Here is a 26,007-nt window from a genome sequence, read left to right as displayed (position 1 = left end):
AGCCATTTCTGGGCGGCCCCTATCGATAGGGCGCATCGGCTTCAAGGTTCGCGGCAATGGCCCGCTCCCACTTGTCCCCGTTCGCCAGCAATTTTGCCTTGTCGTAGAGCAGTTCTTCACGCGTTTCGGTCGCATATTCGAAGTTCGGCCCCTCGACCACCGCATCCACCGGGCAGGCTTCCTGACAGAAGCCGCAATAAATGCACTTGGTCATGTCGATATCGTAGCGCGTGGTGCGGCGGCTGCCGTCTTCGCGCGGCTCGCTCTCGATGGTAATCGCCTGCGCCGGGCAAACCGCTTCGCACAGCTTGCACGCGATGCAGCGTTCCTCGCCATTTGGATAACGGCGCAGCGCATGCTCGCCGCGAAAACGCGGGCTCAGCGGGTTCTTCTCGAACGGGTAGTTGAGCGTCACCTTGGGTTTGAAAAAGTATTTGAGTGTGAGGGCATGCGCCTTCACGAATTCCCACAGGGTGAACGATTTGATGAGGTGTGCGACCGTACTCATGCGGCTGCTCCAAAGTGACCGGTGGCCATCAGATATCCGGAAATGACGGCAACGAACAACAAGCTGATCGGCAGGAACACTTTCCACCCCAGGCGCATCAGCTGATCATACCGGTAACGCGGGACGGTCGCCATGACCCAGCTGAACATGAAGAAGAAGAACAGGATCTTGGCAAACAGCCAGACGATGCCGGGAATGTCGAACCACGGGATCCAGTCCACATCCAGCGGCGGCAGCCAGCCACCGAAGAACAGGAGCGCATTGAGCGCACACATCAGCAGGATGTTGGCGTATTCACCGAGCCAGAAGAGCGCGAAGCTCATCGAGCTGTATTCGGTCTGGTACCCGGCGACGAGTTCACTTTCCGCCTCGGTCAAATCGAACGGCACACGCTGGGTTTCCGCCAGGCTGGAGATGAAGAACATCACCCACATCGGGAACAGCAGAATATTGAACCAGTAACCGTTGACGATGCCGAGGCCGTGGCCGCGCTGCGCCTCGACGATTTCGCTCAGATTGAACGTTCCCGCCCACAAGACCACGCAAACCAGGATGAACCCGATCGAGACCTCGTAGGAAATCATCTGCGCGGCGGCACGCATGGCGGAGAAAAACGGATATTTCGAATTGGATGCCCAGCCCGACATCACGATGCCGTAAACCGACAGCGAACTGATCGCGAGAATGTAGAGCAGGCCGACATTGATGTCCGCCAGCACCACACCCGCATCGAACGGGATCACCGCCCACGCACCCAGCGCCACGGTGAAGGTGATGATCGGCGCGAGCAAAAAGATACCCTTGTTCGCCGCGCTCGGGACGATCGTTTCCTGCAGGAATACCTTGAGCCCGTCGGCAAACGACTGGAGCAGTCCGAACGGCCCGACTACGTTCGGCCCGCGCCGCAGGTTGATCGCCGCCCAGACCTTGCGGTCCATATAGATGATCATCGCGACTGCCAGCATCAGCGGCAGCGCGATCAGCAGAATGCCAGCGATCGTGGCGCTAAACCATGCCCATTCATAGTTCATGCCGAGGGATTGGAAGAATTCGGTCATTCGGCCGCCTCCTTCAGCTCGTCGCTATGCAGCAATTCCGCCGAGCATTGCTGCATCACCGCGCTGGCGCGGGCGATGGGGTTGGTGAGGTAGAAATCCTTGATCGGATAGGCCGAAATTGCGCCCTCGGCCTTGGCCTTGCTGTCCGCTTTGGGCAGCGCACCAAGATCGGCGAGTCCTTCCTCGCCCAGAGCTGGCACTTCGGCGATCATCGCGGCTTGTAATTCTGCAAAACTGTCGAAACCAACCGATACGCCCAGTGCATCGGCCAGTGCACGCAGGATGGTCCAGTCTTCACGCGCATCACCGGGAGCAAATACGGCCTTTTCGGCGAACTGCACGCGGCCTTCGGTGTTGACGTAGGTCCCGTCTTTTTCAGCGAAGCTCGCGGCGGGCAGAACGATATCTGCTGCGTGCGCGCCCTTGTCGCCGTGATGGCCGATATAGACCTTGAGGCTGTCGGCAAACGGCTCGAAGTCCATCTCGTCCGCGCCGAGCGCCAGCAGCACTTTGGGCTTGGCTGCAGCAATATCCGCCATGCCGCCCTTTTGTGCGTAGCCGAGCATCAGCCCGCCCATGCGCGCCGCGCTGAAGTGGAGGACGTTGAAACCGTTCCAGCCATCCTTGACAACCTTGAGCTTGTCCGCCGCAGCCAAGCCCGCGCCGAGCGCACCCTTAGCCAGCGCCGCACCGCCCATGATGATCGCAGGCCGTTCGGTTGCCTTGAAAGCGTCAATCAGGTCCTTCGGCAGCTTCGAGAGCACCGAGAGATCTTCGCCGAGGAAGGTCGCCGGATAGGTCGGGTCCCAACTCGGGCCGAGGATGTAGACCTTGGCACCGCGCTTCACCACCTTGCGCAGGCGCACATTGACCAACGGCGCTTCCCACCGGATATTGCTACCGACGATCAGGATCGCATCGGCGTTTTCGATCCCGGCAAAGGTCGTGTTGAAGTTGACCGCCGCGAGATTCGACACGTCGTAATCCATGCCGGTCTGGCGACCTTCGAGCAGGCTCGAGCCCGATGCCTTGAGCAGCGCCTTGGCAGCGAACATGGTCTCACAATCAACCATGTCGCCTGCAACGGCAGCGATGCTTTTGCCGGGCTTAGCCGTGGCGATCGCCTTGAATGCCTCTTCCCACGTCGCAGGCTTCAATCCGCCCTTCTTGCGCAGGAATACCTTGTCGAGACGGCGCTTGGTCAGCCCGTCCACCATGTAGCGACCCTTGTCGCTGAGCCATTCCTCATTCACGTCGTCATTGATCCGCGGGGTTGCGCGCATCACTTCGCGGCCCTTGGAATGCAGCGTGATGTTTGCGCCGACCGCGTCGGACACGTCGATGCTGAGCGTCTTCTTCAGTTCCCACGGACGCGCCTCGAACGCATAGGGGCGCGAGGTCAGAGCGCCGACCGGGCACAGATCGATCACATTGGCGGACAGCTCATGTTCCGCCGCCTGTTCCAGATAGGTGGTGATCTGCATGTCCTCGCCGCGATAAAGCGCGCCGATTTCATCCACTCCGGCGATCTCTTCGGAGAAGCGCACGCAGCGGGTGCAGTGGATGCAGCGGGTCATCACCGTCTTGATCAGCGGACCCATGTACTTCTCGGTCACCGCGCGCTTGTTCATGTCGTAGCGCGAGCCGCCACGGCCATATGCGACGGCCTGGTCCTGCAAGTCGCACTCGCCGCCCTGGTCGCAGATCGGGCAATCGAGCGGGTGATTGATCAGCAGGAATTCCATCACGCCTTCGCGCGCGGTCTTGACCATCTGGGTGTCGGTGCGAATTTCCTGACCGTCAGTGGCCGGAAGCGCGCAGGAAGCTTGCGGCTTGGGCGGTCCCGGCTTCACTTCGACCAGGCACATACGGCAGTTACCGGCAATCGACAGCCGCTCGTGATAGCAGAAGCGCGGGATTTCCTTGCCCGCAAGTTCGCAGGCCTGCAGAACGGTCGCGCCGTCCGGAACCTCGATTTCCTGTCCGTCTACTGTGACCTTGGGCATTATTCAGCTACCGTTTCTTCGACTGGGCCTTTTGACCACGCACTGTAATGGCTGCGCGCCCACATACCGTCGGCTATCATCTGGCGAACCATCGATGTGCTTAACTCTGGCGGTTCTTCCGCTTCGAGACAGGTCAGCAAAGTAGGCCAAAGCGCCTCCAGTGCCTCACCCTCACCCTTGCTGCCCGGAACTTCGCCGAGAAGAACATGGGCAGCAGGACCGTTGCGGAAAGTGATGCAGTCCGACACTTCGGCAAGAACGGCGGCCCGAGGGCTGCCTTTCACATATGCAAAGCGGTCTTCGATCAGCGTTGGTGCACCGTCTTCACGAACAGGCGAGTTCTTGCTCTCGTACAAATAGGCTTCTTCAGCGAGCAAATTGCGCAGCGTCGAATACTGAATTCGCGCAACAATCTTGTACTGGGATTGCTTCATCGACCGACCGAGACAGCGCCCGAAGTCGATGTCGTCGAAAAATTCGTCGCTGGTGAAGGCGGTTGCATCGAAGTCGATGCGGTCGAAATCGCTGTTGGCCAGCAACTCGGCGATCTCTTCCTTGTTGCCGTAGAAAACACATCTGGCGAGGCGCTTCTGCATCTGCCGTGCGTCCGTTTCGCTGGCGGTTTCCGGAGCCTGCTTGAACCGGGTTCCCAGCTGCGAATCCGGCTCCATGAAACGGTCACGCTTTCGTTCTAAATCGTCATCTTGCGCGAACGCGGGAAACGCGAGCGCAAAAGCGAGAACAGCGAGCGGAAATCTGATCATTCCGCCGCCTCCAAAGTCTCAGGCGCGAATTGCGCGTTGTGCTCGTGGATCCGGCGCTCAAGTTCCGGCCGGAAATGCTTGATCAGGCCCTGGATCGGCCATGCCGCCGCATCGCCAAGGGCGCAAATGGTGTGGCCTTCGACCTGCTTGGTGACCTGTTGCAGCATATCGATTTCCTCGATCGCGGCATCGCCGGTCCGCAGCCGTTCCATCATGCGCCACATCCATCCTGTGCCTTCACGGCAAGGGGTGCACTGACCGCAGGATTCATGCTTGTAGAAATAGCTGATCCGGGAAATCGCGCGAACGATGTCGGTCGACTTGTCCATCACGATGACCGCCGCTGTACCAAGGCCCGAGCCCACCGCTTTCAAGCCGTCGAAATCCATCGGGCAGTCCATGATCTGCTCTGCCGGAACCAGCGGAACCGAAGAACCACCCGGGATTACCGCGAGGAGGTTGTCCCAACCGCCGGTGATGCCGCCGCAGTGTTTATCGATCAGCTCGCGGAAAGGAATGCTCATTTCCTCTTCCACCACGCACGGCTTTTCGACATGGCCGCTGATCTGGAACAGCTTGGTGCCGTGATTGCCCTCGTTGCCAAAGCTGGAAAACCACGAAGCGCCGCGCCGCAGGATTGTCGGCACGACCGCGATCGATTCCACATTGTTGACTGTGGTCGGGCAACCATAAAGGCCCGCGCCCGCCGGGAACGGCGGCTTCAGGCGCGGTTGGCCTTTCTTGCCTTCCAGACTTTCGATCATCGCGGTTTCTTCACCGCAGATGTATGCGCCCGCACCGCGGTGCATGAACACGTCGAAATCATAGCCTGACTTGCTGGCGTTCTTGCCAATCAAACCTGCAGCATAGGCCTCGTCGATGGCCTTCTGCAGCGTTTCCGCTTCTCGGATATATTCGCCGCGGATGTAGATATAGGCCGCCCGCGCGCGCATCGCGAAACCGGCGACCAGCGCGCCTTCGATCAGCTTGTGCGGATCGTGACGGATGATCTCGCGGTCCTTGCACGAACCGGGCTCGGACTCGTCGGCGTTGATCACCAGGAAGCTCGGGCGGCCGTCCTTGCTTTCCTTTGGCATGAACGACCATTTCAGACCGGTCGGGAAACCCGCCCCGCCCCGCCCGCGCAGACCGGATGCCTTCATCTCGTCGATGATAGCATCATTGCCGCGCGCGATCAGCGCCTTGGTATCATCCCAGTCACCGCGCGCCTGCGCCGCCTTCAGGCCCCAGTCCTGGAAGCCGTAAAGGTTGGTGAAGATACGGTCCTTATCCTGCAGACTCATGCGAAATAGCCCTGCGAATAGATATAGATAGCGCCGATCACCAGCGCGGCGATGGCGGCGAATTTCACAAGGCCCGCGATCGCCTTGTAAGCGATGAAGGCGAGGATCAGCGCGACAGCAAAGGGTGCGAATTCCATCACCAATCCCCCCGGTAGTCGTGGTTCTCGGTGACCATTTCCTTAAGCGTGCTCGGCCCGCCTGACGGTTCGGACGTGCGCCGACCCGGCTCCTGCGTGCCTTCTTTGGGTTGCTCGCCAGCAGCCAGCGCGTCGAGAACCGCATCGAGCCGTTCGACGGTCAGGTCTTCGTAATTGCCATCGTTGATCTGGACCATCGGCGCAGTGGAGCAATTGCCCATGCATTCGACTTCGGTCAGCGTCCACAGCCCGTCTTCGGACACCTTGCCCTTCTCCATGCCGCGCTTCTTGCAGGCGGAGAAAATATCGTCGCTGCCGCGCAACATGCACGGCGTCGTGCCGCACACCTGAACGTGGAATTTCCCGACAGGAACAAGGTTGTACATAAAATAAAAGGTCGCAACCTCGACCACCCGAATTACCGGCATGTCGAGATAGTCCGCGACATATTCCATCACCGGCAGCGGCAGCCAGCCCTGCGTGTCGGTTTCCTCGCCGACCTGGCGCTGGGCGAGATCCAGCAGCGGCATGACCGCCGATTTCTGGCGGCCTTCGGGATATTTGGCGATATGCCAATCCGCCTTCGCCTTGTTGGCGTCGGTGAAAGCGAAATTGCCCCACCGCTCGCGCAGTTCGGGCGTATCGGGTGCGAGATGACGATCAGCCATTCTTTCCGTCCTTGCTGAATGCTTGCTCATCTTGCTTGTGGGCGAGATGCCTACGATCCATACGGCTTCCAAGCCAGAGTATGGGCAACCAAACCACCGAAACAACAATCAGCAAGATCGGGACGGTGACCCAAAAGTTCTCCGAAACAAACCCGAAAAAACCACTCGTCGCATCGCTGGTGAGCCCAAAAAAAATCAACGGCCCCGCCAACACAAGCGCGACGAAAACACCAGCCACAGCGAGTACGCTTTTTCTTGCTGCGCGCTGCTCAGCAGCTTGAGTGTCACTGATCCGCTCAGCCATGGCTCAGCCTGTGTTGCAAATAACGACCGGCATAGAGGCCGATCACCGCAGCGAAGGCAGTTGAGAGGACTTCCTTAAAGCTTACTGCTCCGTGGAATGCAGCAAGATAGGCCGCGACAGCCGAAGCGAAGGCCGCAAACGCCGCTATGAAGATGAAGAGTTCGCGCAGGACCATCAGCTTGCTGCCCGCTGCTGCGCTTCGAGCAGTTTTTCAGCCGTCGCGTAGTTGAAGGTCACTGAGTAGATCTTCCAATCGTCACCTTCCGCCCCTCCTACGCCGATGAAGGCGATGAGTTTCTTGCCTACAGCTGGGAATTCCCATGTGCAGAGAACCGAATAGCCGCCCTTCTCGCAAGAACCTGCCTTGGGCTTGCCCATCTCTTCATGAGCATACGCCACCTGGTCGATGAAGGCTTGTGCGCCTTGACCGTCCATTTCAACAAAGTTCTGGCTGAGGAAAGGATTGCGGAACGCGTAGAGAATGCGCGCAGACGGCGAGACCCGTTCGGCGATTTCGTCGCCCCGCCCATCCGTCACCGCCTGAGCCAGTTGGGTTGCACGCGCCAACCGGCGGGCGTCTTCCTGAGCCCTACGTTGCTTGGCAGCTTCGATTTCCTCAGGCGTCATCGGGGTCCGGCGCGCCATATTCATCGGTGGCACCATCGGCGGCGCACGCATGACCTTCGCCTCCGCCTCTGCGACCGATTTCGGCACCAGGTCGACCAGCGCGACGCTCTTTCCCTTCTCGTCAGGAACAACCATGCCCACGTAGGTCTCGTTCGCACAGGACCATTCATAGTGGAACATCGGGAACGAGCCGAGCCCGGTCCGCTTCACTTCCTTCGCGGGGCAGCCGAAGAGCGCCGCGATTGCCAGCTTCGGCGTAGCAAAGGCCTTGTCCGGAACACCAATCGTCTCGACTTGCGAGATCAGCCAACCGGCCTCTTCGACATCGCCCTGTTCGAGTGCAGAAACCGCCGAAGTCACCACCGCATGATCTGGAATATCGGTGCTTGGCTGGGCGCTTGCCGATACCGTGCCGAAACAGAGCGCAAGAATGCCGAATGCGCGCACAATCACCGGTCGCACTCCCCGAACACGACGTCGATGGCACCGAGAATTGCGGTCGCGTCGGGCAGCATGTGGCCTCTGGACATGAAATCCATGGCCTGCAAATGGCTGAAGGCAGTCGGGCGGATCTTGCAGCGATAGGGTTTGTTCGACCCGTCGCTGACGAGATAGACGCCGAATTCGCCCTTGGGGCTTTCGGTCGCGACGTAGACTTCGCCCGCCGGGACATGGAAGCCCTCGGTGTAGAGCTTGAAGTGGTGGATCAGCGCTTCCATCGACTGCTTCATTTCGCCGCGCTTGGGCGGGGAAACCTTGCCATCGGGGCTGGCAATCGGGCCTTGCGGCATATCCGCGATGCACTGCTTGATGATCTTCGCGCTTTCGTAAACTTCCTTCACGCGCACGACGAAGCGATCGTAGCAATCCGAATTGGTGCCGACCGGAATTTCGAAATCCATCCGGTCGTAGACGTCATAGGGCTGTGACTTGCGCAAATCCCACGGGATACCGGCGGCCCGGATCATGGGGCCGGAGAAGCCCCATGCCACTGCATCGTCACGGCTGACGACCGCAATGTCTACATTGCGCTGTTTGAATATCCGGTTGTCGAGTACGAGGCTCATCGCGTCGCCGAACAGTTCCGGCAACCGGTTATCGACCCACTCGCCGATATCGACCAACAATTTCTCAGGCACGTCCTGATGCACGCCGCCCGGGCGGAACCATGCTGCGTGCATGCGAGCGCCCGATGCGCGCTCAAAGAAGTTCATGCAGTCTTCGCGCAGCTCGAACACCCACAGGTTCGGGGTCATCGCGCCGACATCCATCACATGCGCGCCGATGTTGAGCATGTGGTTGCAGATACGGGTCAGCTCGGCGAACAGCACCCGCAGGTACTGTGCCCGCTCCGGCACCTCGACATTGAGCATCTTCTCGATCGCAAGGACGTAACTGTATTCCTGCGCCAGCGGACTGCAATAATCGAGCCGGTCGAAATAGGGCAGCGCCTGAAGGTAGGTCTTGTTCTCGATCAGCTTTTCAGTGCCGCGATGGAGCAGTCCGACGTGCGGATCAATCCGCTCGATGATCTCGCCGTCGAGCTCCATCACCATGCGCAGCACGCCATGCGCCGCCGGGTGCTGGGGCCCGAAGTTGATCGTGTAATTTGTGATGACCTCGTCACCGGTGGTGGGCGACTCTTCGAGCTGCATGCTCATTTGCCGTCTCCCTCGTCAACCTCGGTTGCGCCCTTGGTGTCCTGCGCCTTGCCCTTGCGGGCCTTGCGATCAGGCTGGTCTTCGGTTGGCTCAGGCGCGCCTTCTTCCACTCCGGAGTTTACTTCTGCCGGGGCACCCTCGCTGACCTTTTCAGCCGCGTGATCATCGGTTTTCTTGCCGGCACCGGTGTCGGACGGCTTGTCCGTCACCTTTGGCTTGTCGACCGGCGGCGTGTCCGCTTTCTCGTCTCCGGGCAGCACGTAATCCGCGCCTTCCCATGGGCTCATGAAGTCGAACTGCCGCAAATCCTGCGCGAGCTGCACCGGCTCATAGACCACCCGCTTCTCTTCTTCCGAATAGCGCAGCTCGGTGTAGCCGGTCAGAGGGAAATCCTTGCGGAAGGGATGCCCTTCGAAACCGTAATCGGTCAGAATTCGGCGCAAGTCGGTATTGCCATCGAACAGCACGCCATACATGTCGAACACCTCGCGCTCGAGCCAGCCAGCTACCGGCCACAGCGTTGTGACGGTCGGCACCGGCGTGTTCTCATCGGTCGAGCATTTGACCATGATGCGGTGGTTCTTCGTCAGGCTGAGCAGCATGTAGACGATTTCGAACCGCTCAGGCCGCGACGGGTAGTCCGCGCCGGCGATCTCCACCAGCTGCTGATAGGCATGATCGTCGCGCAGAATGCGCAGTACATCCTCGATCGCTTCACGTTTTACTCGGAAGAGGAGTTCACCATGCTCTTCATGCGCATCGATCAGCTGATCGCCAAGAGCCTTCGAAAGCGTATCAAGGACGCCTTCGTTCGCGCTGTATTTCGGAGCCGAATGCAACGCTGTCATCGTGCGATCGTCCCGCTGCGGCGGATTTTCCGCTGCAACTGCATCACACCATAGAGCAAGGCCTCTGCGGTCGGCGGGCAGCCGGGAATATAGATATCGACTGGCACGATCCGGTCGCAGCCGCGCACAACGCTGTAGCTGTAGTGATAATAGCCGCCGCCATTGGCGCAGCTGCCCATCGAAATGACGTATTTCGGATTGGACATCTGGTCATAGACCTTGCGCAATGCAGGGGCCATTTTGTTGCACAGCGTACCGGCAACAATCATTACGTCAGACTGACGCGGGGAAGCGCGCGGGGCAACTCCGAACCGCTCCATATCATAGCGCGGCATGTTCACATGGATCATCTCGACCGCGCAGCAGGCGAGGCCGAAAGTCATCCACCAGAGCGAACCGGTCCGGGCCCATTCGAACAGATCTTCAGTGCTGGTGACAAGAAAGCCCTTGTCATTCACCTCGGTCTGCATCGCGCGGAAATAATCCTCGTCCGGCTGGCGCACATCGCCGCCCTGAGCAGCAGGGACGCTTCCGGGAATGATTACGGAGTTGCTCATTGCCAGTCCAGCGCCCCCATTTTCCATTCGTAGGCCAGGCCGATCGCGAGGATGCCGAGGAAAATCATCATTCCGATCCAGCCCGCCCATCCGGTTATATCCAGGCTGACAGCCCACGGAAACAGGAATGCGGCCTCAAGATCGAACAGCAGGAAACTGATCGCGACCAGATAGAACTTCACGTCGAACTGGCTGCGCGGCTCTTCGAACGCAGGGAAGCCGCACTCATACTCGCTGAGCTTTTCAGCATCCGGACTGTGCGTGCCGGTGAGACGCGATACGCCCATGGGCAGGAACACGAATGCTGCAGACAGAACAACAGCGATGCCCAGAAAAAGAAGGATTGGAAGGTATTGGCTTAGATCGACCACGCGGGAATCCCACAGCTTGAATTCGTGCCCGCCTCTAGGCCGCTCGGCTGGCCGGTGCAAGGGCGCGAATCGTGTAATCCCTGCGCCTGTTGTTGCATCAGGCGGAATTGCCAGCGCTCAGTCGAGCGGCAGCCTGCGTATCTGCGCAGAGACAGGTTCAGCGCCTGCAATCAATGCGCCATCCTTGTAGTTGCCCCATTGGCCATTGCCGACATAGTACAACGCATCACTGGCGAGAAAGCCGGATAGCGGCTCGGTCCATTCGGAATGGGCCTGTTCGAGTAATCTTTTCCCAATTATCGATTGGCCATCGCTGCTAAGCTTGAATGCTGAGATGCGCATTGGACTGGTGCCATTCTGGACGGCGATGAGTTCATTGCCCCTGCGCCAAAGGGCATCGATCCCGTCCAGCAACATCGGCCGGTCAGTGCCAACGCGGCTAACGCGCCCGCTTCGCGTATCGATCAGAGCCAGCCCATAGCGATAGTCGCTGACATAGAGTGACAGGCCATCAGCGCTCGTAGCGAGGCCTTGAGGTGAGCGGAAAATCCCCGGAGGCACCAAAGTGGACAGGTTTTGATCTTCGGGCCGCGCAAAATAAATGCCGCCGCCAATCGGGTCACTGGCGTAGACCGTTCCGTCATTGGCCACATGCAAATCGGAGACCGCAACGCCTTCCGGAGCCTCAACATACACCAGGTCGGGAACGTCAAGCTTCAGACCGAGCAATCCCTGAAAATACTCGCTGTCATCGTCCGAACCGTCAATATTGGACGAGGCAGCCCAGACCATTTTCCTGACTGGATCAACCGCAATTCCGGAAAGGTCATCAACGCCCGGCGGCACGATGGATCGCCAACTCCCCTCTTCGGACAAAAACCAGATCTGATTAAGCGTAACCGATGTCACTATAAGGGCTTCATCGGCACCTGCCAGCACTGCGCTCTCAATCAGACCCGCCTCTTTTGGAACAATGGCGTAGATTGCGCTGCGCTCCACGACTTCGGGGCGGGCACGCAAGCGTTCCGCGATGCGACCGGCTTCGACGCCCCTGAACATCTGTGGGATGCGCGCCTGCGATTCTTCGTTGAAGACATAGCCACGGTCGTAGAGCCATTCGAGCGAAGCCATCGCCCCTTCGATATCCGCAACAGCCAACTGTGCCGTCAACAGCCTCAACCTGACCGAACCACTGTCCGGAAAATCCGCCCCCAGTCTCGCCAATGCCTCGACATCCGCCATTTGTCCGGTCGACTCATCCAGGGATCGCCATGGCTCGGCCTCGGCAAGGACAGGCGCTGTTGAAGTCGGCTGCATAGGCATGCTGCACCCTGCCAGCAGGCAGGCCGCCGCCCAAACAGCCGAAGGCTTCATTTCTTCAGCTGGCCTGAAATCGCCTTCTCGGTCGCCTTGCCATAGGGCGGCTTGAACCCTGCAAGACCTGCAATGTCGCGCTTGGACTGAGTGTAGACCGAGCGTGCATGGCTGAATTCGCGGAAGCCTTCCGGCCCGTGATAGGAACCGATGCCCGATGGACCAACTCCGCCAAACGGCAGATCGTCCATCGACACATGGAACAACACGTCGTTGACCGTCACGCCGCCGGAAATGGTCCGCTGAAGCACTTCCTCCCGCTCCCCCGCGTCGTCGCCGAAGTAATACAGGCCCAGCGGGCGGTCCCGCTGATTGATGTAGTCGATGGCTTCACCGACATTCTTGTATGTCTTCACCGGCAGGACAGGCCCGAAGATTTCTTCCTGCATCGCCTGCATGTCATCGGACACGTTGCGCAGGATGGTCAGCGGCATTTTGCGCGAATTGGTGCTTGAAAAGTCCTCCTCGGCAGGATTGATCTCGATAACTTCGGCGCCTTTGTCGCGCGCATCGGCGACCAGGCCTTGCAAGCGGTCATAGTGACGGTCTGTCACTACGGAGGCGTAATCGTCGTTGTCGAGCAATGTGGGATACATGTTGCGCACGCCCAATTCGACTGCGGCAATCGCGCCTTCTTCGCGCTCTTCGGGCACATACATGTAATCGGGTGCCAGACATATCTGGCCCGCGTTCATCATCTTGCCCATCGCGATGCGTTCACCCGCCTGTTCGAAATTCGCGCTCTTGCCTAGGACTACCGGCGACTTCCCGCCCAGTTCAAGTGTTACCGGTACGAGGTTCTTTGCAGCGGATTCCATTACCTTCCGGCCTGTCGCAGTCGATCCGGTGAAAACAAGGTGGTCAAACGCCAGCGAAGAGAATTCGTGCGCAACTTCCGGTCCGCCGGTGATCACCGCCACTTCGTCTTCGGAGAAATACTTTTCGACCAGTTCCTTCGTCAGTTCGGAGGTCTTCTCCGTGAACTCGCTCGGCTTGATCATGGAACGGTTTCCCGCGGCCAGAACCTGCATCAAGGGGCCGAAGCTGAGGTTGACCGGGAAATTCCACGGGCTCAGGATGCCGACAACGCCCTTGGGCTCAAACCGCAGTTGCGCCTTTGCACCGAGCAAGCCGAGCGGGAACTGCAATTTGCGCTTTTCCGGCTTGGCCCAACCGTCCAGATGCTTGAGGCAATATTTGCCGAAATTCACTGTGCCGACGATGTCGGTCATCATGCTTTGCGCATGGCTTCGGCTGCCGAAATCCTCGCTCATCGCTTCGCACAGCGGGTCAGCGTGATCGACCAGCAGTGCAATGGCACGCTTGACGCGGTCGCGCCGGACATCGAGCCCTTCCGGCCTTGCTGCAGTGAAAGCTTTGCGCTGTGTGTCGAGAATTGTGTTCAGATCGGTCGCCATGGTGATCTCCCAAAGGTTTTTCTTTGCCACCATTGTTGATGATACACGCAGCAAACACAAGCGAAACAGCGCGGCTGAACCCCTGCGGATAGCTATCCCGTTTGCCATTGCCGCAGTGCAGCACTACATCGCTCAGAGCCAGATATATGCAGAATAAGGACACTCCAATGCCGCAGTTTTCCGAAGCCGATCCCATCGTCATCCTGTCCTACGCAAGAACCCCGATGGGCGGGATGCAAGGCGCGCTGGCGGGCATTTCGGCGACCGATCTCGGCGCAACCGCAGTGAAAGCTGCCGTCGAACGTTCCGGTGTGCCAGCGGACAAGTTCGACCGCACTTACATGGGCTGCGTGCTTCCCGCCGGCCTCGGCCAGGCCCCTGCCCGTCAGGCATCGATCAAGGCCGGCCTGCCCAAATCGGTCCAGGCGACCACGGTGAACAAGGTTTGCGGCAGCGGCATGCAGACCGTCATCATGGGCGCAGAAGCACTGGCCAGCGGTACGGTGGATTATGTCGTGTCCGGCGGCATGGAGAGCATGACGAATGCGCCTTACCTGTTGAAGAAGCACCGCTCAGGCGCACGCATCGGACATGACACGGCGTACGATCACATGTTCCTCGACGGGCTCGAAGATGCCTATGAGGAAGGCCGCGCGATGGGCACATTCGCGCAGGACACCGCGAACGAGTATCAGCTCACGCGCGAGGACATGGACGATTATTCCATCGAGTCCCTGCGCCGGGCAAATGCCGCCATCGACAGCGGGGCTTTTGCCGATGAAGTGGTCCCCGTGACCTTTACGACCCGTGCGGGCGAAGTGACCGTCGAGCAGGACGAGCAGCCCGGCAAAGGCCGTCCGGAGAAAATTCCCCAGCTGCGCCCGGCATTCGCCAAGGATGGCACCATTACCGCTGCTACATCGTCGTCGATTTCAGATGGTGCGGCCGCTGTCGTGCTCAGCCGTGCAAGCATCGCCAGCGCCAACGGCCAGCAACCGGTCGCTCAAATCGTGGCAATGGCTGCGCACGCGCAGGAGCCTTCCGAATTTACTGTCGCACCAGTCGGCGCCATCCAGAAGCTGTTGGACAAAGCCGGCTGGTCGGTTGACGATGTCGATCTGTGGGAAGTCAATGAAGCGTTCGCTTGCGTCGCGATGTTCGCGATGCGCGACATCGGGATTTCGCATGACAAGATCAATATCAATGGCGGCGGGACCGCGCTTGGTCATCCGATCGGCGCGAGTGGCACCCGAATTATTGTCACATTGCTCAATGCGCTTAAGCAGCAAGGCAAGAAGCGTGGTGTCGCCAGCCTTTGCATCGGTGGCGGTGAAGCGACAGCCATCGCGGTCGAGCTGGTCTGATTGTGAACGCAGATAGAGGCGTGACTCGGCAAACCACCGGATCGGTGTTACTGCCCGCGCTTCTTTCAGGGAGACAAACAATGAAGAAGTTGATTGCACTGGCCAGCTGCGTTGCACTGGCCGCCTGCGCGCAGGGCGAAGACGATGCAGCTGTGGAAGCTGACGCGGCGACGACTGCAGAAGCGCCAGCCGAAGAGTCCATGGCCGGCACATATGAAGCGACTATGGCGGACGGCACCGTCGTGACGACCATCGTCGATGAAGACGGCAATTACGTCGATCGCGTCGACGGCGCACGAGTTGAGATGGGCACCGTGGCCATGGTCAACGGGCAGACTTGCTTCAACTCTTCCGAAGAAGGATCAGCCCCGGAATGCTGGACCGACGGCGAGAAGGCCGAGGACGGTAGCTGGACTGCAACCAATGACGATGGCGAAAGCGTAACCGTCCGGAAGGTCGAAACAGCCTCGTAAGAACCGGCGCTATTGAATGCACACGAAGGGCGGCATGTATTGCCGCCCTTTTTCCATCCGGCTCAGGGCTTTCCGGCACCCCACAGGCGGTCGGTCTTTACCCAGCCAGAGCGGCCGTTGACATCGAACAGGCACCAGCCTGCATCGCAGTCGCCAAGCTTGCCGCTTACACCCGGTTCGGCATTCCATTTGAGCTTGCCATTGTCGGCGGGCGCAGCGCGCATGGCTGCAAGCCCTTCCCCCACTACAATCGCGCCGCGTTCTGCAGACAGGAGATTCGAAGTGACCCAGCCTTCGGTCCCGTCATGGTCGCGCACCAGGCGCCACCCTTCGACCACCCGAACGACTTTCAACGGCAAACCTTCGCGCCGGTAGACCCAGGCGATCTTGAATTCGAGGCTGGGGCCAACGCGCATATTCAGCTCATCGGTGTTGATCGTCGCCCAGTAGGGGACCTCGCGTTGCTGCGCGGACAATGGCGATGTGAGCCCGAAGGCAAATGCTACCCCGAGGGCAAGCACTGGAAGGAATCGTTTGAACATGCCGGCTGAATAGAACGATGCCCCACCGGGCGACAAGCGCAATGCGAATGCTTGACCGACAGGCCATGCTCGGCTTAGCCGAACGCTATGGCTGAACAGAGCGAAGCAGGAAACCGCCGGTTCGAGGGAACACCGCGAGTTATCGTGACCCGGCACCTCATGCCGTCGGTCGAGATGCGTATGGCCGAGCTCTATGACGCTGTGCTCAACACCCAGGACACCCCATTTTCGCGCGATCAGCTGGTCGACGCCATGGCCAGTTGCGACGTTCTGGTGCCGACTGTCACCGACCGGATCGATCGGCAGATGATCGAGCAAGCCGGTGACAGGCTCGGATTGATTGCCAGTTTCGGTGCGGGCACAGACCATATCGACCTCAAGGCTGCGCGCGATAACGGCATCATGGTCACCAACACGCCGGGTGTTTTTACCGATGACACTGCCGATCTTGCGATGTCCGGAATCATCGGTGTGCCGCGCCGCATCCGGGAGGGCGTAGAGCTGGTCCGCAGCGGTCAGTGGTCCGGCTGGGCACCGTCGAGCCTGCTGGGCCGCAAGATCGGCGGAAAAACCCTTGGCATCGTCGGTATGGGCCGGATCGGACAAGCGGTGGCTCACCGGGCGAAAGCTTTCGGGCTCGAAATCGCCTATCACAATCGCAAGCGCCTGCCCGAAGCAATCGAGCGCATGCTGGGTGCCAGCTATATCGAGGAACTCGACGAGCTGATCGGCATGGCGGATATTCTCACGCTGCATTGCCCGGCAACCGATCAAACCATCGGCATGCTTGACGAACGGCGGATTGGCCTGATGAAATCCGGCGCTTCATTGATCAACACGGCACGCGGCGACCTGGTCGATCAGGAGGCGTTGATCGCTGCGCTGGAGGCGGGGCATCTCGGAGGCGCCGGCCTCGATGTCTATCCAGACGAGCCAAACGTTGATCCGCGGCTGATCCGGCACCCCAATGTCATGACCCTGCCCCATATCGGCAGTGCAACGGTCGAAGGGCGCGAGGCATCCGGCGAGAAAGTGATCGCCAATATCCGGTTCTGGGCCGACGGCCACAGACCGCCTGACCAGGTATTGGATGCCCTTATCTAGCGACTGGTCACATCAGGTGTGTCCGCGCGCCTAGAATATCGATCACTTGCCGCACGCATTTTGCTGAAGTGCCCAGATCGAGATGCGATCCGGTCATCTCCACCTCTTCGTCGCACTCGCCCGATTTCCCCCGCGCGCTTTCAACCGAGATCACGCCGTCGCGCCTGGACCACGCCGCCACGGTATGCACCGGCGGCTTCACGGCGACATCGTCTCGCAACGGGGGGTCATCGACCGTGTGACCGTTTACGAGGTTGTAGATCGGCCATGCCCGATTGGCGCGCGGTCCGACGGAGAATGGCGAGCCGAGACTGACAACCATCGCAACCGAGTCAGGCCGGTGCTGCGCCAGGACACGCGCGTACAGGCCGCCAAGGCTCCAGCCGACGATTGTCACCTTGCGTCCGGAACCGCGTGCAATGGCATCGATTCGCGCCTCAAGAGCAGCAAATGTCGCAAGGTCGGCCCCGGTGTGAAAGCGAATGCCCGACGCATGCGCGTCAAACCCTGCAGCGGCGACCGATCGGCGGAGCAATGACACTGTCGAATCTCCCGACAGCATGCCCGGGATGACCATCACCGGCTGTCCGCTTCCGACCACTGGGGACGCAACTGCAGAGCGAACCGGGCTGACGATCACCTTCGGGAAGGCGCGCAATTCGCCAAGCATATAGCGTTTCAGCGGCTTCGGTTCAGTCTTTGCCATCAGCGGGTCAGGTTCAATCCCCTGTCAGAATGCGATCGACCAGCTCCTTCACGGTTGGCGTGAAATTGTTGGAATAGAACGGGTCCTGCTTGAAACGGTAAGCCGCGTGCCCGGCAAAGGCGAGGTTCTCGTCCGGGTCGCCGCCGTGGGCGATATCCTGCAGGGTTTTCTGGATACAGAAGCTGCGCGGATCAGCCAGACGGCCGGTGGTGTAATTGTCGTGATCCTTCCAGCTGGAAAAAGCACAATGTGACAGACAGCCCATGCAGTCCTGCTGGTCCTTGCGGATCACCTCCGCGCTCTCCGGAGTTACAAAGACGACGGAGTCATCAGGCGTCTTCAGCGCTTCGGTGAAGCCTTCGGCCATCCACGATTGCGCCTTGCGCTGGTCGCCGGGATGAACCCAGAAATACTTGGCCTTGCCATGGTCAGACAGCGGAATCGTGCCCTCTTCCTCATCCCGTTTGAAAATCGGAATTTGCCGCTCGCTGCGATGCATCAAGTCATACAGGAACGGGGTTTTCACCGCGCTCGAATAGAAACCGGTCGGGCTGAATTTGTGCAGCAAAACGTCGCCCGGCTCGACCGTGCGGAGCATGTCCTTCCAGACTTGCGGAATGGGGCTTTCCTCCGTCAGCAATGGACGGGTGCCGAACTGGAAAGCGATCTTCCCAAGTTCCGGATTGTCGATCCAGTTTTCCCATTCGCGCAGGAACCACACGCCGCCGGCCATGACGATTGCGGTATCCTCCGACACGCCCTCGGCACGCATGGTGTCGCGCAGTGCCTTCACCCGGGGAAAGGGATCTTCAGGCTTGGTCGGATCTTCGGCGTTGGACAGGCCGTTATGCCCGCCCGCCAGCCAGGGATCTTCATAGACCACCGCAGCCATCAGATCAGGAACCTTGGAATAGCTGCGCTTCCACAGGGCGCGGAATGCGCGGGCGGAGGAGATGATCGGCAAATAGCACACATTATGGCGCTGAGCGATTTCAGCCAGCTTGTACGGCATCCCGGCACCGCACGTTACGCCGGTGATCAGGCCCGGGCAGTTCTCCAGAACGCCCTCGAGCACTTGCTGCGCGCCGCCCATTTCCCACAGGACATTGATGTTGATCGCGCCCTTGCCGCCGGACATGTCGTGCGCCCGCTTCACCTGCTCGGTCGCCCCGTCGATCGCGTAGCGGATCAGCTGTTCATGGCGTTCCTTGCGGGTGGCCTGCGGATACAGCTGAGGAACAGGGTTGCCGTCTTCGTCATAACTGTCCGCGTTTACCGCGCTGACAGTCCCGATTCCCCCCGCCGCGGCCCAGGCGCCAGAGCTGCTGTGATTGGTAGCCGAAACGCCTTTGCCGCCCTCGATCAGCGGCCACACTTCGCGGCCCCCGTAAACCATCGGGCTCAGTCCCTTGAAACTCATTGCAATTCCATTCTCTCGCGGCAGCTCTATGGGGCTGCGTTGCCTGCGCCGCCGGGCGACCCCTGGCATGGCTTTATTTCTTGTGGTGCGGGCCTGTTAGCGGCTCGCTTGAACTGTGCATAGTACCCGGCAAGCTCCGGCGCATCTTTGAAAGCCACCAGCTCGAAGCCGACCCGCTCGAATTCGCAGGACAGCAGCAGCGGATCGATCCCGTGCTGGTCGGTCGGTCGGTCGACATCGACGACGATCACTTGACCGTCTGGCCGGAGCGACGGCCAAAGCCGCCAAAGGAACGCATATGGCTCCTGCACTTCGTGGTACATATGCACCAGGAACACGCGATCGAAACTGCTTTCAGGCAAGCGCGGGTCATCCGGTGCGCCAAGCTTGATCGAAACGTTTTCGAACCGCTCACGCTCCACCCGTGTGCCGAGACGGGCAATGGCATCGCCGTCAATATCCTGCGCCAGAACACGGCCATCAACGCCGACCCGCTCTGCCAGGCGCACGGTGTAATACCCTTCACCCGCACCGATATCGGCAACCGTCATGCCCGGCTCGATCCCGGCGAGATCCATCACGGTTTCCGCTTCACCACGGTTATCACGCGCGGTTTCTGTCGAGAATTCATTGGCGCCGAGCGAGGATACTGGCCTGTCCGGTAGCGGGAATTCGAGCGCGCTGTCGGGCCGATCGCTTTCGGCCGGCGTGCATCCCGACAATGCGCCGGAAAACAGGATCAAGGGCAGGACAAGCCTCATGCACGCCCCATAGTCCGCGCAATGCAGCGGCGCAAACCTTCCGAGCGCTTGTTGTTTCAGCAGATGAAGCTGCCAGCAATGGATCAACGGGGGGACGCTGTGAGATCGACCCGGGTTTTCTCGACAATCGCACCTTCTTGCAGCTGCGCTTCCACCAAATCCGTGCCCATGAGGCCAAAGATGCGGCCTTCCACGAAAAACGGTCGTGCGTTGCCATACCAGTCGATGCACGAAACTTCGCATGCATAGTCGTCGGCAGTCTCGATATTGTCAGCGGGCTCCCCCCCCAATGCACCAAGGCTGCCCAGTGCGCCATCCGGTGCGACGGACATAAAGCTGATGTCCGACTGATCCGAATACCACGGAAAGCGGTTGGCCCGATCACGCCTGAGCACTGTCGGCAGGCCTAGCATACCCGATCCATCCGTCGATAATGTTGCGTTGAACGCATGGCTGCGGCTCTCGCTTTCGAACCGGTCGGGCAATGCAAGGTGGTCGCTGAACTGCGGCACACCGGAAAGATCAAGGTGTGACACGATCAGTCCTGAATTGTCGCGATATCCTGTGGCAATCGCGTTCAAGCCAAGCGCTTCGAGTCGGGTGAGTTGATGGCCCATGTCCAAGCTGAAATTCTTGGATGGCTCTGACACATTTACGACAATCAGATCACTTTTGAGGAGCACTGCTTCGGTCTCGTCCTCACCACGCCGATAATATGGAGGTCTGCCGCCCCAATTGGCACGCCCACCATAAACCAGCCACGGACCTACGAACCGGTTCTGGATTGAATGGCCTTCTGCCGTGGGGATTGGCTCGAACCGGGAGTCTTGCGGCGCAAACCACTTCGCTCCGAAAGCGCGGGTTCCTTCTTCCAGCAACGCAAGTTCGGTTGGAATTTCATCATCGTCGCAATCAGTTCGCGCCCAAGCAAGCAGCATCCGGAAGCGCCCGTCGGTTTCATCCATGGAGAACTGATCGTGCGGCACGCCGCGGACTGACAGAACCTCCGGGTCCTGGCTGCGGTGTGCAAGGCGATAAACAGCGCCGGGCGGGACGAGTTTGGATTCTGCCCTCGCCACCCCTGTCTTGCAATAGTCGTTGGAATAGAAATCCTCGTACTCGGCAGCAGATGTCCAGAGATACACGGCATTCGTCGACACGAACATCTCAGCCAATTCCGATCCGACAAATGCCGTCGAATCGCAGTCGAGCTTGCCAGCACCCACATCACCCAACGGGCAGACCGATATTGTGTGTACGTAAGGGGCTGCCACCCCGAAGACCGGTTTTACGATGTCTTCTGCATCAAGCACGCGCTTGCCCCGGCTCACCGCTTCGTCGAAGTCCTCACCGGGAATCCAGCGCCGAATGTGCGGGCGATTTTCGCGGCTCGCGAGATCAGTCGCCTGATAGGGTGTGTGGATGATCAGATTGTCGCCCGCGATACGTGTCGCGTAATTGTCGATGTCGTAATAATCGTCCGAACTGATCAGGAATACACCGCGTGGCTCCATCTGCCCCGACGCCTGATCGAGACGAAAAACCGATAGCTCGCTGGCGTCGTCCTCGTAGCTGTAGGCAGTGACAATGATCTGGTCATTGTGGACCAGCATTTCGTCATACCAATCGGCTCCTATTGGATCACCGTCTTCGTCCTTGCGGTATACATCGATCCGGTCGGTCAGCGTCATTGTCCGAAAATTCACTGCGAACAATCTGCCATCCTGCAGGACAAGAAAATAGTCGCCGATGCGTTTGACGATATCGCCTTCATCGACTCCGACCTTTTGGGTGTTGGTAATGCTCTCCGCCGAGACTGCTGTGGTCGCCGGCTGCGATTGCATCCGAGATCCGGTCACAACAACGGATCCTGCCTCCTCCTCGGGACACAAATCGGGGTCGATACACTCCTCAGGCGGTACATCCTGAGTCATCGCTACCACGATCTCGCTATTCACCAGCGTCGGAGGCGGTGAAATTTCAGCACGCCGCTTGCGGTTCTGGATAGAACGGACGTCGCGCAAGTAGCGCCGGAATTCGCGGTCGTTCTCGAAGCGCTGGAGTTCAGGCCATGAAAGCCTGCGGACCTCTCTGTCTTCATAACCCGGCTCGGCATGCGCCGATGGGGCCATGAACAATGCGAGCGCGATGCCTGCAAGCTTCGAAAAAGTCGCCATATTCCGCCTCCTGAACGGAAGCTATGGCATTGATCTGATTTGGACAAGCATCGAGCTGCGACAGCTTATTCCACATCCTCCACTTCGACCGTTTCGCCGGTCACCCGCTGCGCCAGCGATGCCGCGATAAAATTGTCGAGCCCGCCGTCGAGTACATCGTCCGGTGAAGACGATGTGTGCCCGGTGCGCAGGTCTTTCACCATCTGATAGGGCTGCAAGACATAGCTACGGATCTGGTGGCCCCAGCCGATCTCGCTCTTTTCCTGATACTCGCCCGAAGCAACCGCCTCACGTTCCGCCATCTCGCGTTCGAACAGCCGCGCCTTGAGCATCCCCATCGCTGTTGCGCGGTTCTTGTGCTGGCTTCGGTCGTTCTGGCTCGCCACCACAATGCCGGTTGGCTGGTGCGTAATCCGGACCGCAGAGTCGGTGGTGTTTACGTGCTGTCCGCCTGCTCCCGAAGCGCGGTATGTGTCGATCTTGAGATCGGACGGATTGATTTCGATTTCAATGTCATCGTCGATGACGGGATAGACCCATACCGAACTGAACGAGGTATGGCGCCGAGCGCTGCTATCGTAGGGGCTGATCCGGACCAAGCGATGCACGCCGCTCTCGGTCTTGGCATAGCCATAGGCGTTTTCGCCCTTGATCAGCAGCGTGGCCGACTTGATCCCCGCCTGATCGCCCGCCTGATATTCGACGGTCTCGACCTTGAAGCCACGCCGTTCGGCCCAGCGGGCATACATGCGGAACAGCATTTCTGCCCAGTCCTGGCTCTCGGTTCCGCCGGCTCCGGCATGGATTTCAAGATAGGTGTCGTTGCCGTCGGCCTCACCTGAAAGCAGCGCCTGAACCTTGTCCGCGTCTGCTCTGTCAGCCAGCTTTGCAAGGCTGGCGAGGCCATCATTGACGATATCGTCGTCGCCTTCGGCTTCGCCCATTTCGATGAATTCGATAGCGTCGGACATCTCGCCCGAGATTTCATTGACCGTGTTGACCGATGTCTCGAGCTGCTTCTGCTCGCGACCGATCGCCTGCGCCTCTGCAGGGTCGTCCCAAAGGGTCGGATCCTGCACTTTCGCGTTCAGCTCATCGAGGCGGCGCAGTGCGCGGTCCCAGTCGAGCGACTGGCGCACAAGCTGCAACGCGGCTTCGATACGATCAATATGGGCCTGCCCTTCGGCACGCATGGCATTCTCTCCGAATGATTGGCGGTCCGATTAGCGGACGACGGGGGTTTGTAAAGGGAACCGGGCAGCGTAATTCGGGCAATCGTCCCTAGTAGATGCCGCCCTGGTCCTCGACGAAATCTTCCTTGGTGGTTTCAACCACGTTCTGGTTTTCCCTCGCGGCACCCTGCTGTCCGCGCCGGATGATCGCGAGGATTTCCTGACGCTTGGCTTCGATTTCGTCTCGCCGGGTCGAGCGTGGCGGCTCGGTATCAGGCTTGAACGCTTCCCAAATGACAGACGCTTTCGGATCGTCGGTCGGCCATGCATCGAACACGCGCTTGCCAGACAGGCGATCAACCCGGACCATCCGCACCCCTGGAGGGGCAACAAAAGGTTCGGGCCGGAGCTTCGGCTTCGCTTTCTCGAAAAACGCCTTGATAATCGGTGCTGCGACAGTGCCGCCCTGAGCATAGCCGCCCAGGTTGCGAGGCGTGTCGTAACCGACATAGGCGCCGGCAATCAGATCGGAAGTTCCGCCGATGAACCAGACGTCGGTGGGGCCGGTCGTCGTCCCGGTCTTTCCGAACATCGGCATGTCCAGACTGCGCAGCACTGTTCCCGTGCCGCGCTGGACGACCCCTTCCAGCATATGGACAGTCTGATACGCGGTGCGGGCATCCATCGCCTGAACCCCGGTCAGCCCGAAGCGCGGCATGGCCGTGCCATCCCACTCTGCCATGTTGCAGCCGGTGCAATCCCGATTGTCGGCCCGCCAGATAACCTTGCCCCGCCGATCCTGCACATAGTCAACCAGCGTCGGCTTGTTCATCCGCCCATGATTGGCCAGCGCCGAATAGGCATTGACCATCTTCATCACAGTTGTCTCGCCAGCACCAAGCGCGAACGCAGGATAGGGCTCGTAACTGCCGATATCCAAATTCTTGAATGTCTCGATGACCTTGGGCATGCCCGATTCCATCGCGATATGAATGGTCATCAAATTGCGCGACTGTTCAAGTCCCCAGCGCATCGTGTGGATACCGCCACCGCCGCCGCCGGAATTGCGGAAACACTTCTCGCCCAATCGCGACCCCTGATAATAGCAATAGGTTTGATCAGGCACTTCCGTCGCAGGCGTGAATCCATTTTCCAGACCGGTCGCATAGACGAATGGCTTGATTGTCGAGCCAGGCTGACGCTCTGCTTGCGTGGCCCGGTTGAAATCGGACAAGCGGTCGTCAAAACCGCCCTGCATGGCCAGAACACGCCCCGTGGTCGGCATTTGCGCCACAAAGCCCCCGGATACTGCGGGAACGGTGCCGACGCTGTAGCCGTTGCCTGCTTTCTTTGCTGCAATGACATCGCCCGCCTTCAGTGCACTGGGCAAACCGCTGAGCGGGAAAGTCTCGCCATCCGAAAAGCCAATGGTCGCGCTCGAACCGCTGCGTTCGGTAACCACCCCGACACGCCAATCCTGGTAATTTATCCCGAGCGGAGAGCTGGCAAGCTGCTGCTGCCACGGACCGTCGTCAAAATTGATGGTGGCAATTGAACCGCTCCAGCCGCGGCCGGCATGATACCGAATCAGGCCTTGGCGCAGTGCATCGCGCGCGGCTGCTTGCAAGTCCGGGTCGAGCGAAGTCCGCACCCAAAGCCCGCCGGCATAAATGCTGTTCGGACCATCCTCAGCGCTTTCGCCAAACTGATCGAGCAATTGGCGCCGGACTTCTTCGAGGAAGTAACCCGCATCGGCTGAACGCAATGTGCGAGAATTGACGATACCCAGAGGCCGGCTTTTGGCTGTGCTGGCTTCCGCTGCAGTTATGAAGTCGTTCGCAGCCATTTGGTCGAGCACGAAATTGCGCCGCTCCATCGCCTGGTCGAAATTGCGTTCGCGGCTGTAAGTCTCCGGCGCTTTCGGCAGAATCGCCAGATAGGCCGCCTCGTGAAGCTCGAGATCGCCGACATCCTTGTCGAAATATGTTCTCGCGGCGGCCTGCACACCGAAGCTGCGGCGGCCAAGCGGAATCTCGTTGAGGTAGAGTTCGAGAATTTCCTGCTTATCGAGCACACCTTCAATGCGGCGAGCCAGAATCATCTCGCGCAGTTTGCGGGTGATGGAGTACTCTTTCGAAAGAAAGATATTCTTGGCGACCTGCTGGGTAATGGTCGAGCCGCCGACGGCACGCTCTCCGCTGCCCATCTTGCTGACATAGTCGATCACCGCCCCGGCAAGGCCGCCCGCGTCGATTCCGCCATGGCTGAAGAAAGTCTTGTCCTCTGCGGCGAGAAACGCTTCGATCAGCGGCTCGGGAAAGTCTGCATACTGGAGCTGTACTCGCCGGTCGCGCGCGTAGCTATGGACGATCTCACCGTCGTATCCCCGAACGACGGTCGGCAGAGGAGGCTCGTAATCGCGGAGCGTTTCCACGTCGGGAAGATCGCGGGTCAGTACTATATAACCAGCAAGAAATATCAGCAGGAACGCACCCAGTGCTGAACTCGCCCAACGAAACCAGCGCTTTTCACGCCAATTGCTGCGGAACCATTCGGTTGCCACTTCGGCCTTTGGCTTGAGCCAGGCCATAAAGCCGCTGGCCTCGCGCCGAATGCGATAGCTGATCGATTGAAGCGTAGTGTCTGCCATGGTTCTGCGCGGCCTTTAGCATGCAGATTCTGA

At 59.5% G+C, this 26,007-nt stretch carries 27 protein-coding genes; 4 read left to right on the top strand and 23 right to left on the bottom strand.

Going from position 1 to position 26,007, the window contains the following annotated elements; all coding sequences use genetic code 11:
* Positions 1-19: 19 nt before the first annotated feature.
* From nuoI to E0502_RS12410, 16 genes are all read right to left on the bottom strand, one after another.
* The gene (nuoI, locus tag E0502_RS12480) at positions 20-508 is read right to left on the bottom strand and encodes an NADH-quinone oxidoreductase subunit NuoI (protein ID WP_137678319.1); all 489 of its coding nucleotides are present in this window, start codon (positions 506-508) and stop codon (positions 20-22) included.
* Entirely contained in the window at positions 505-1,566 is a 1,062-nt protein-coding gene (gene nuoH, locus E0502_RS12475) for an NADH-quinone oxidoreductase subunit NuoH (protein ID WP_137678318.1), read from the bottom strand. Before nuoH ends, nuoI begins: the two co-directional genes overlap by 4 nt.
* Positions 1,563-3,572, bottom strand: a complete 2,010-nt coding sequence (gene nuoG / locus E0502_RS12470) for an NADH-quinone oxidoreductase subunit NuoG (RefSeq protein WP_137678317.1) — start codon at positions 3,570-3,572, stop codon at positions 1,563-1,565. The genes nuoH and nuoG overlap by 4 nt, the downstream gene beginning before the upstream one ends.
* Complete coding sequence (locus tag E0502_RS12465) at positions 3,572-4,336, bottom strand: hypothetical protein (protein WP_137678316.1); 765 nt, start codon at positions 4,334-4,336, stop codon at positions 3,572-3,574. Before E0502_RS12465 ends, nuoG begins: the two co-directional genes overlap by 1 nt.
* Entirely contained in the window at positions 4,333-5,640 is a 1,308-nt protein-coding gene (gene nuoF / locus E0502_RS12460; RefSeq protein WP_137678315.1) for an NADH-quinone oxidoreductase subunit NuoF, read from the bottom strand. Before nuoF ends, E0502_RS12465 begins: the two co-directional genes overlap by 4 nt.
* Entirely contained in the window at positions 5,637-5,777 is a 141-nt protein-coding gene (locus E0502_RS15135) for a hypothetical protein (protein ID WP_161593777.1), read from the bottom strand. Before E0502_RS15135 ends, nuoF begins: the two co-directional genes overlap by 4 nt.
* Positions 5,777-6,445 (bottom strand): NADH-quinone oxidoreductase subunit NuoE, encoded by a 669-nt coding sequence (nuoE, locus tag E0502_RS12455; RefSeq protein ID WP_137678314.1) that lies wholly within the window; start codon positions 6,443-6,445, stop codon positions 5,777-5,779. Before nuoE ends, E0502_RS15135 begins: the two co-directional genes overlap by 1 nt.
* Entirely contained in the window at positions 6,438-6,749 is a 312-nt protein-coding gene (locus E0502_RS12450) for a hypothetical protein (protein WP_137678313.1), read from the bottom strand. The genes nuoE and E0502_RS12450 overlap by 8 nt, the downstream gene beginning before the upstream one ends.
* Positions 6,742-6,924, bottom strand: coding sequence for a hypothetical protein (locus E0502_RS12445; RefSeq protein WP_137678312.1), 183 nt, complete (start codon positions 6,922-6,924; stop codon positions 6,742-6,744). Before E0502_RS12445 ends, E0502_RS12450 begins: the two co-directional genes overlap by 8 nt.
* Positions 6,924-7,829: a hypothetical protein gene (locus E0502_RS12440; RefSeq protein WP_137678311.1), complete on the bottom strand. Its 906-nt coding sequence runs from the start codon at positions 7,827-7,829 to the stop codon at positions 6,924-6,926. Before E0502_RS12440 ends, E0502_RS12445 begins: the two co-directional genes overlap by 1 nt.
* The gene (locus E0502_RS12435) at positions 7,826-9,037 is read right to left on the bottom strand and encodes an NADH-quinone oxidoreductase subunit D (RefSeq protein ID WP_137678310.1); all 1,212 of its coding nucleotides are present in this window, start codon (positions 9,035-9,037) and stop codon (positions 7,826-7,828) included. Before E0502_RS12435 ends, E0502_RS12440 begins: the two co-directional genes overlap by 4 nt.
* Positions 9,034-9,885, bottom strand: a complete 852-nt coding sequence (locus E0502_RS12430) for an NADH-quinone oxidoreductase subunit C (RefSeq protein WP_137678309.1) — start codon at positions 9,883-9,885, stop codon at positions 9,034-9,036. Before E0502_RS12430 ends, E0502_RS12435 begins: the two co-directional genes overlap by 4 nt.
* Entirely contained in the window at positions 9,882-10,442 is a 561-nt protein-coding gene (locus E0502_RS12425; RefSeq protein WP_137678308.1) for a NuoB/complex I 20 kDa subunit family protein, read from the bottom strand. Before E0502_RS12425 ends, E0502_RS12430 begins: the two co-directional genes overlap by 4 nt.
* Positions 10,439-10,813 carry an NADH-quinone oxidoreductase subunit A gene (gene ndhC, locus E0502_RS12420; RefSeq protein ID WP_137678307.1) on the bottom strand — a complete coding sequence of 125 codons (375 nt, stop codon included), beginning with the start codon at positions 10,811-10,813 and terminating at the stop codon, positions 10,439-10,441. The genes E0502_RS12425 and ndhC overlap by 4 nt, the downstream gene beginning before the upstream one ends.
* Positions 10,814-10,930: 117 nt before the next feature.
* Complete coding sequence (locus E0502_RS12415; RefSeq protein WP_240049064.1) at positions 10,931-12,055, bottom strand: NHL repeat-containing protein; 1,125 nt, start codon at positions 12,053-12,055, stop codon at positions 10,931-10,933.
* A 128-nt stretch (positions 12,056-12,183) separates the two neighbouring features.
* Entirely contained in the window at positions 12,184-13,605 is a 1,422-nt protein-coding gene (locus tag E0502_RS12410; protein ID WP_192895974.1) for a coniferyl aldehyde dehydrogenase, read from the bottom strand.
* Between E0502_RS12410 and E0502_RS15245 the strand changes: the two genes are divergently transcribed.
* The 3 genes from E0502_RS15245 (at position 13,604) to E0502_RS12400 (ending at position 15,442) form a co-directional block, all read left to right on the top strand.
* Positions 13,604-13,762 carry a hypothetical protein gene (locus E0502_RS15245; protein WP_204517960.1) on the top strand — a complete coding sequence of 53 codons (159 nt, stop codon included), beginning with the start codon at positions 13,604-13,606 and terminating at the stop codon, positions 13,760-13,762. The genes E0502_RS12410 and E0502_RS15245 overlap by 2 nt on opposite strands.
* A gap of 10 nt (positions 13,763-13,772) precedes the next feature.
* Positions 13,773-14,969: a thiolase family protein gene (locus E0502_RS12405; protein ID WP_137678304.1), complete on the top strand. Its 1,197-nt coding sequence runs from the start codon at positions 13,773-13,775 to the stop codon at positions 14,967-14,969.
* An 80-nt stretch (positions 14,970-15,049) separates the two neighbouring features.
* The gene (locus tag E0502_RS12400) at positions 15,050-15,442 is read left to right on the top strand and encodes a hypothetical protein (RefSeq protein WP_137678303.1); all 393 of its coding nucleotides are present in this window, start codon (positions 15,050-15,052) and stop codon (positions 15,440-15,442) included.
* A 62-nt stretch (positions 15,443-15,504) separates the two neighbouring features.
* Here E0502_RS12400 and E0502_RS12395 read toward each other — a convergent pair whose 3' ends face one another.
* Positions 15,505-15,984, bottom strand: coding sequence for an SH3 domain-containing protein (locus tag E0502_RS12395; RefSeq protein WP_137678302.1), 480 nt, complete (start codon positions 15,982-15,984; stop codon positions 15,505-15,507).
* Positions 15,985-16,071: 87 nt separating this feature from the next.
* Here E0502_RS12395 and E0502_RS12390 point away from each other — a divergent pair, with 87 nt between their 5' ends.
* Positions 16,072-17,088 (top strand): 2-hydroxyacid dehydrogenase, encoded by a 1,017-nt coding sequence (locus E0502_RS12390; protein WP_137678301.1) that lies wholly within the window; start codon positions 16,072-16,074, stop codon positions 17,086-17,088.
* Between the two features lie 7 nt (positions 17,089-17,095).
* On the opposite strand, the gene E0502_RS12385 is transcribed toward E0502_RS12390, so the two are convergent.
* The 6 genes from E0502_RS12385 to E0502_RS12360 form a co-directional block, all read right to left on the bottom strand.
* Entirely contained in the window at positions 17,096-17,794 is a 699-nt protein-coding gene (locus E0502_RS12385; RefSeq protein WP_137678300.1) for a lipase family alpha/beta hydrolase, read from the bottom strand.
* 13 nt (positions 17,795-17,807) lie between these two features.
* Complete coding sequence (locus E0502_RS12380) at positions 17,808-19,214, bottom strand: NAD(P)H-dependent flavin oxidoreductase (RefSeq protein WP_137678299.1); 1,407 nt, start codon at positions 19,212-19,214, stop codon at positions 17,808-17,810.
* Between the two features lie 26 nt (positions 19,215-19,240).
* Positions 19,241-19,975: a class I SAM-dependent methyltransferase gene (locus E0502_RS12375; protein ID WP_137678298.1), complete on the bottom strand. Its 735-nt coding sequence runs from the start codon at positions 19,973-19,975 to the stop codon at positions 19,241-19,243.
* Positions 19,976-20,058: 83 nt separating this feature from the next.
* Entirely contained in the window at positions 20,059-22,152 is a 2,094-nt protein-coding gene (locus tag E0502_RS12370; protein ID WP_137678297.1) for a beta-propeller domain-containing protein, read from the bottom strand.
* A 65-nt stretch (positions 22,153-22,217) separates the two neighbouring features.
* Positions 22,218-23,345, bottom strand: a complete 1,128-nt coding sequence (gene prfB / locus E0502_RS12365; protein ID WP_137678296.1) for a peptide chain release factor 2 — start codon at positions 23,343-23,345, stop codon at positions 22,218-22,220.
* Positions 23,346-23,433: 88 nt separating this feature from the next.
* On the bottom strand, positions 23,434-25,974 hold the full coding sequence (locus tag E0502_RS12360) for a penicillin-binding protein 1A (protein ID WP_137678295.1): 2,541 nt from the start codon (positions 25,972-25,974) through the stop codon (positions 23,434-23,436).
* Positions 25,975-26,007: the final 33 nt, after the last annotated feature.

The organism is Parerythrobacter lutipelagi (genome assembly GCF_005434975.1).
GTDB lineage: Bacteria > Pseudomonadota > Alphaproteobacteria > Sphingomonadales > Sphingomonadaceae > Parerythrobacter_A > Parerythrobacter_A lutipelagi.
Note: the sequence above shows the minus strand (reverse complement) of the source record. Positions and strands in the feature narration are given on the sequence as shown.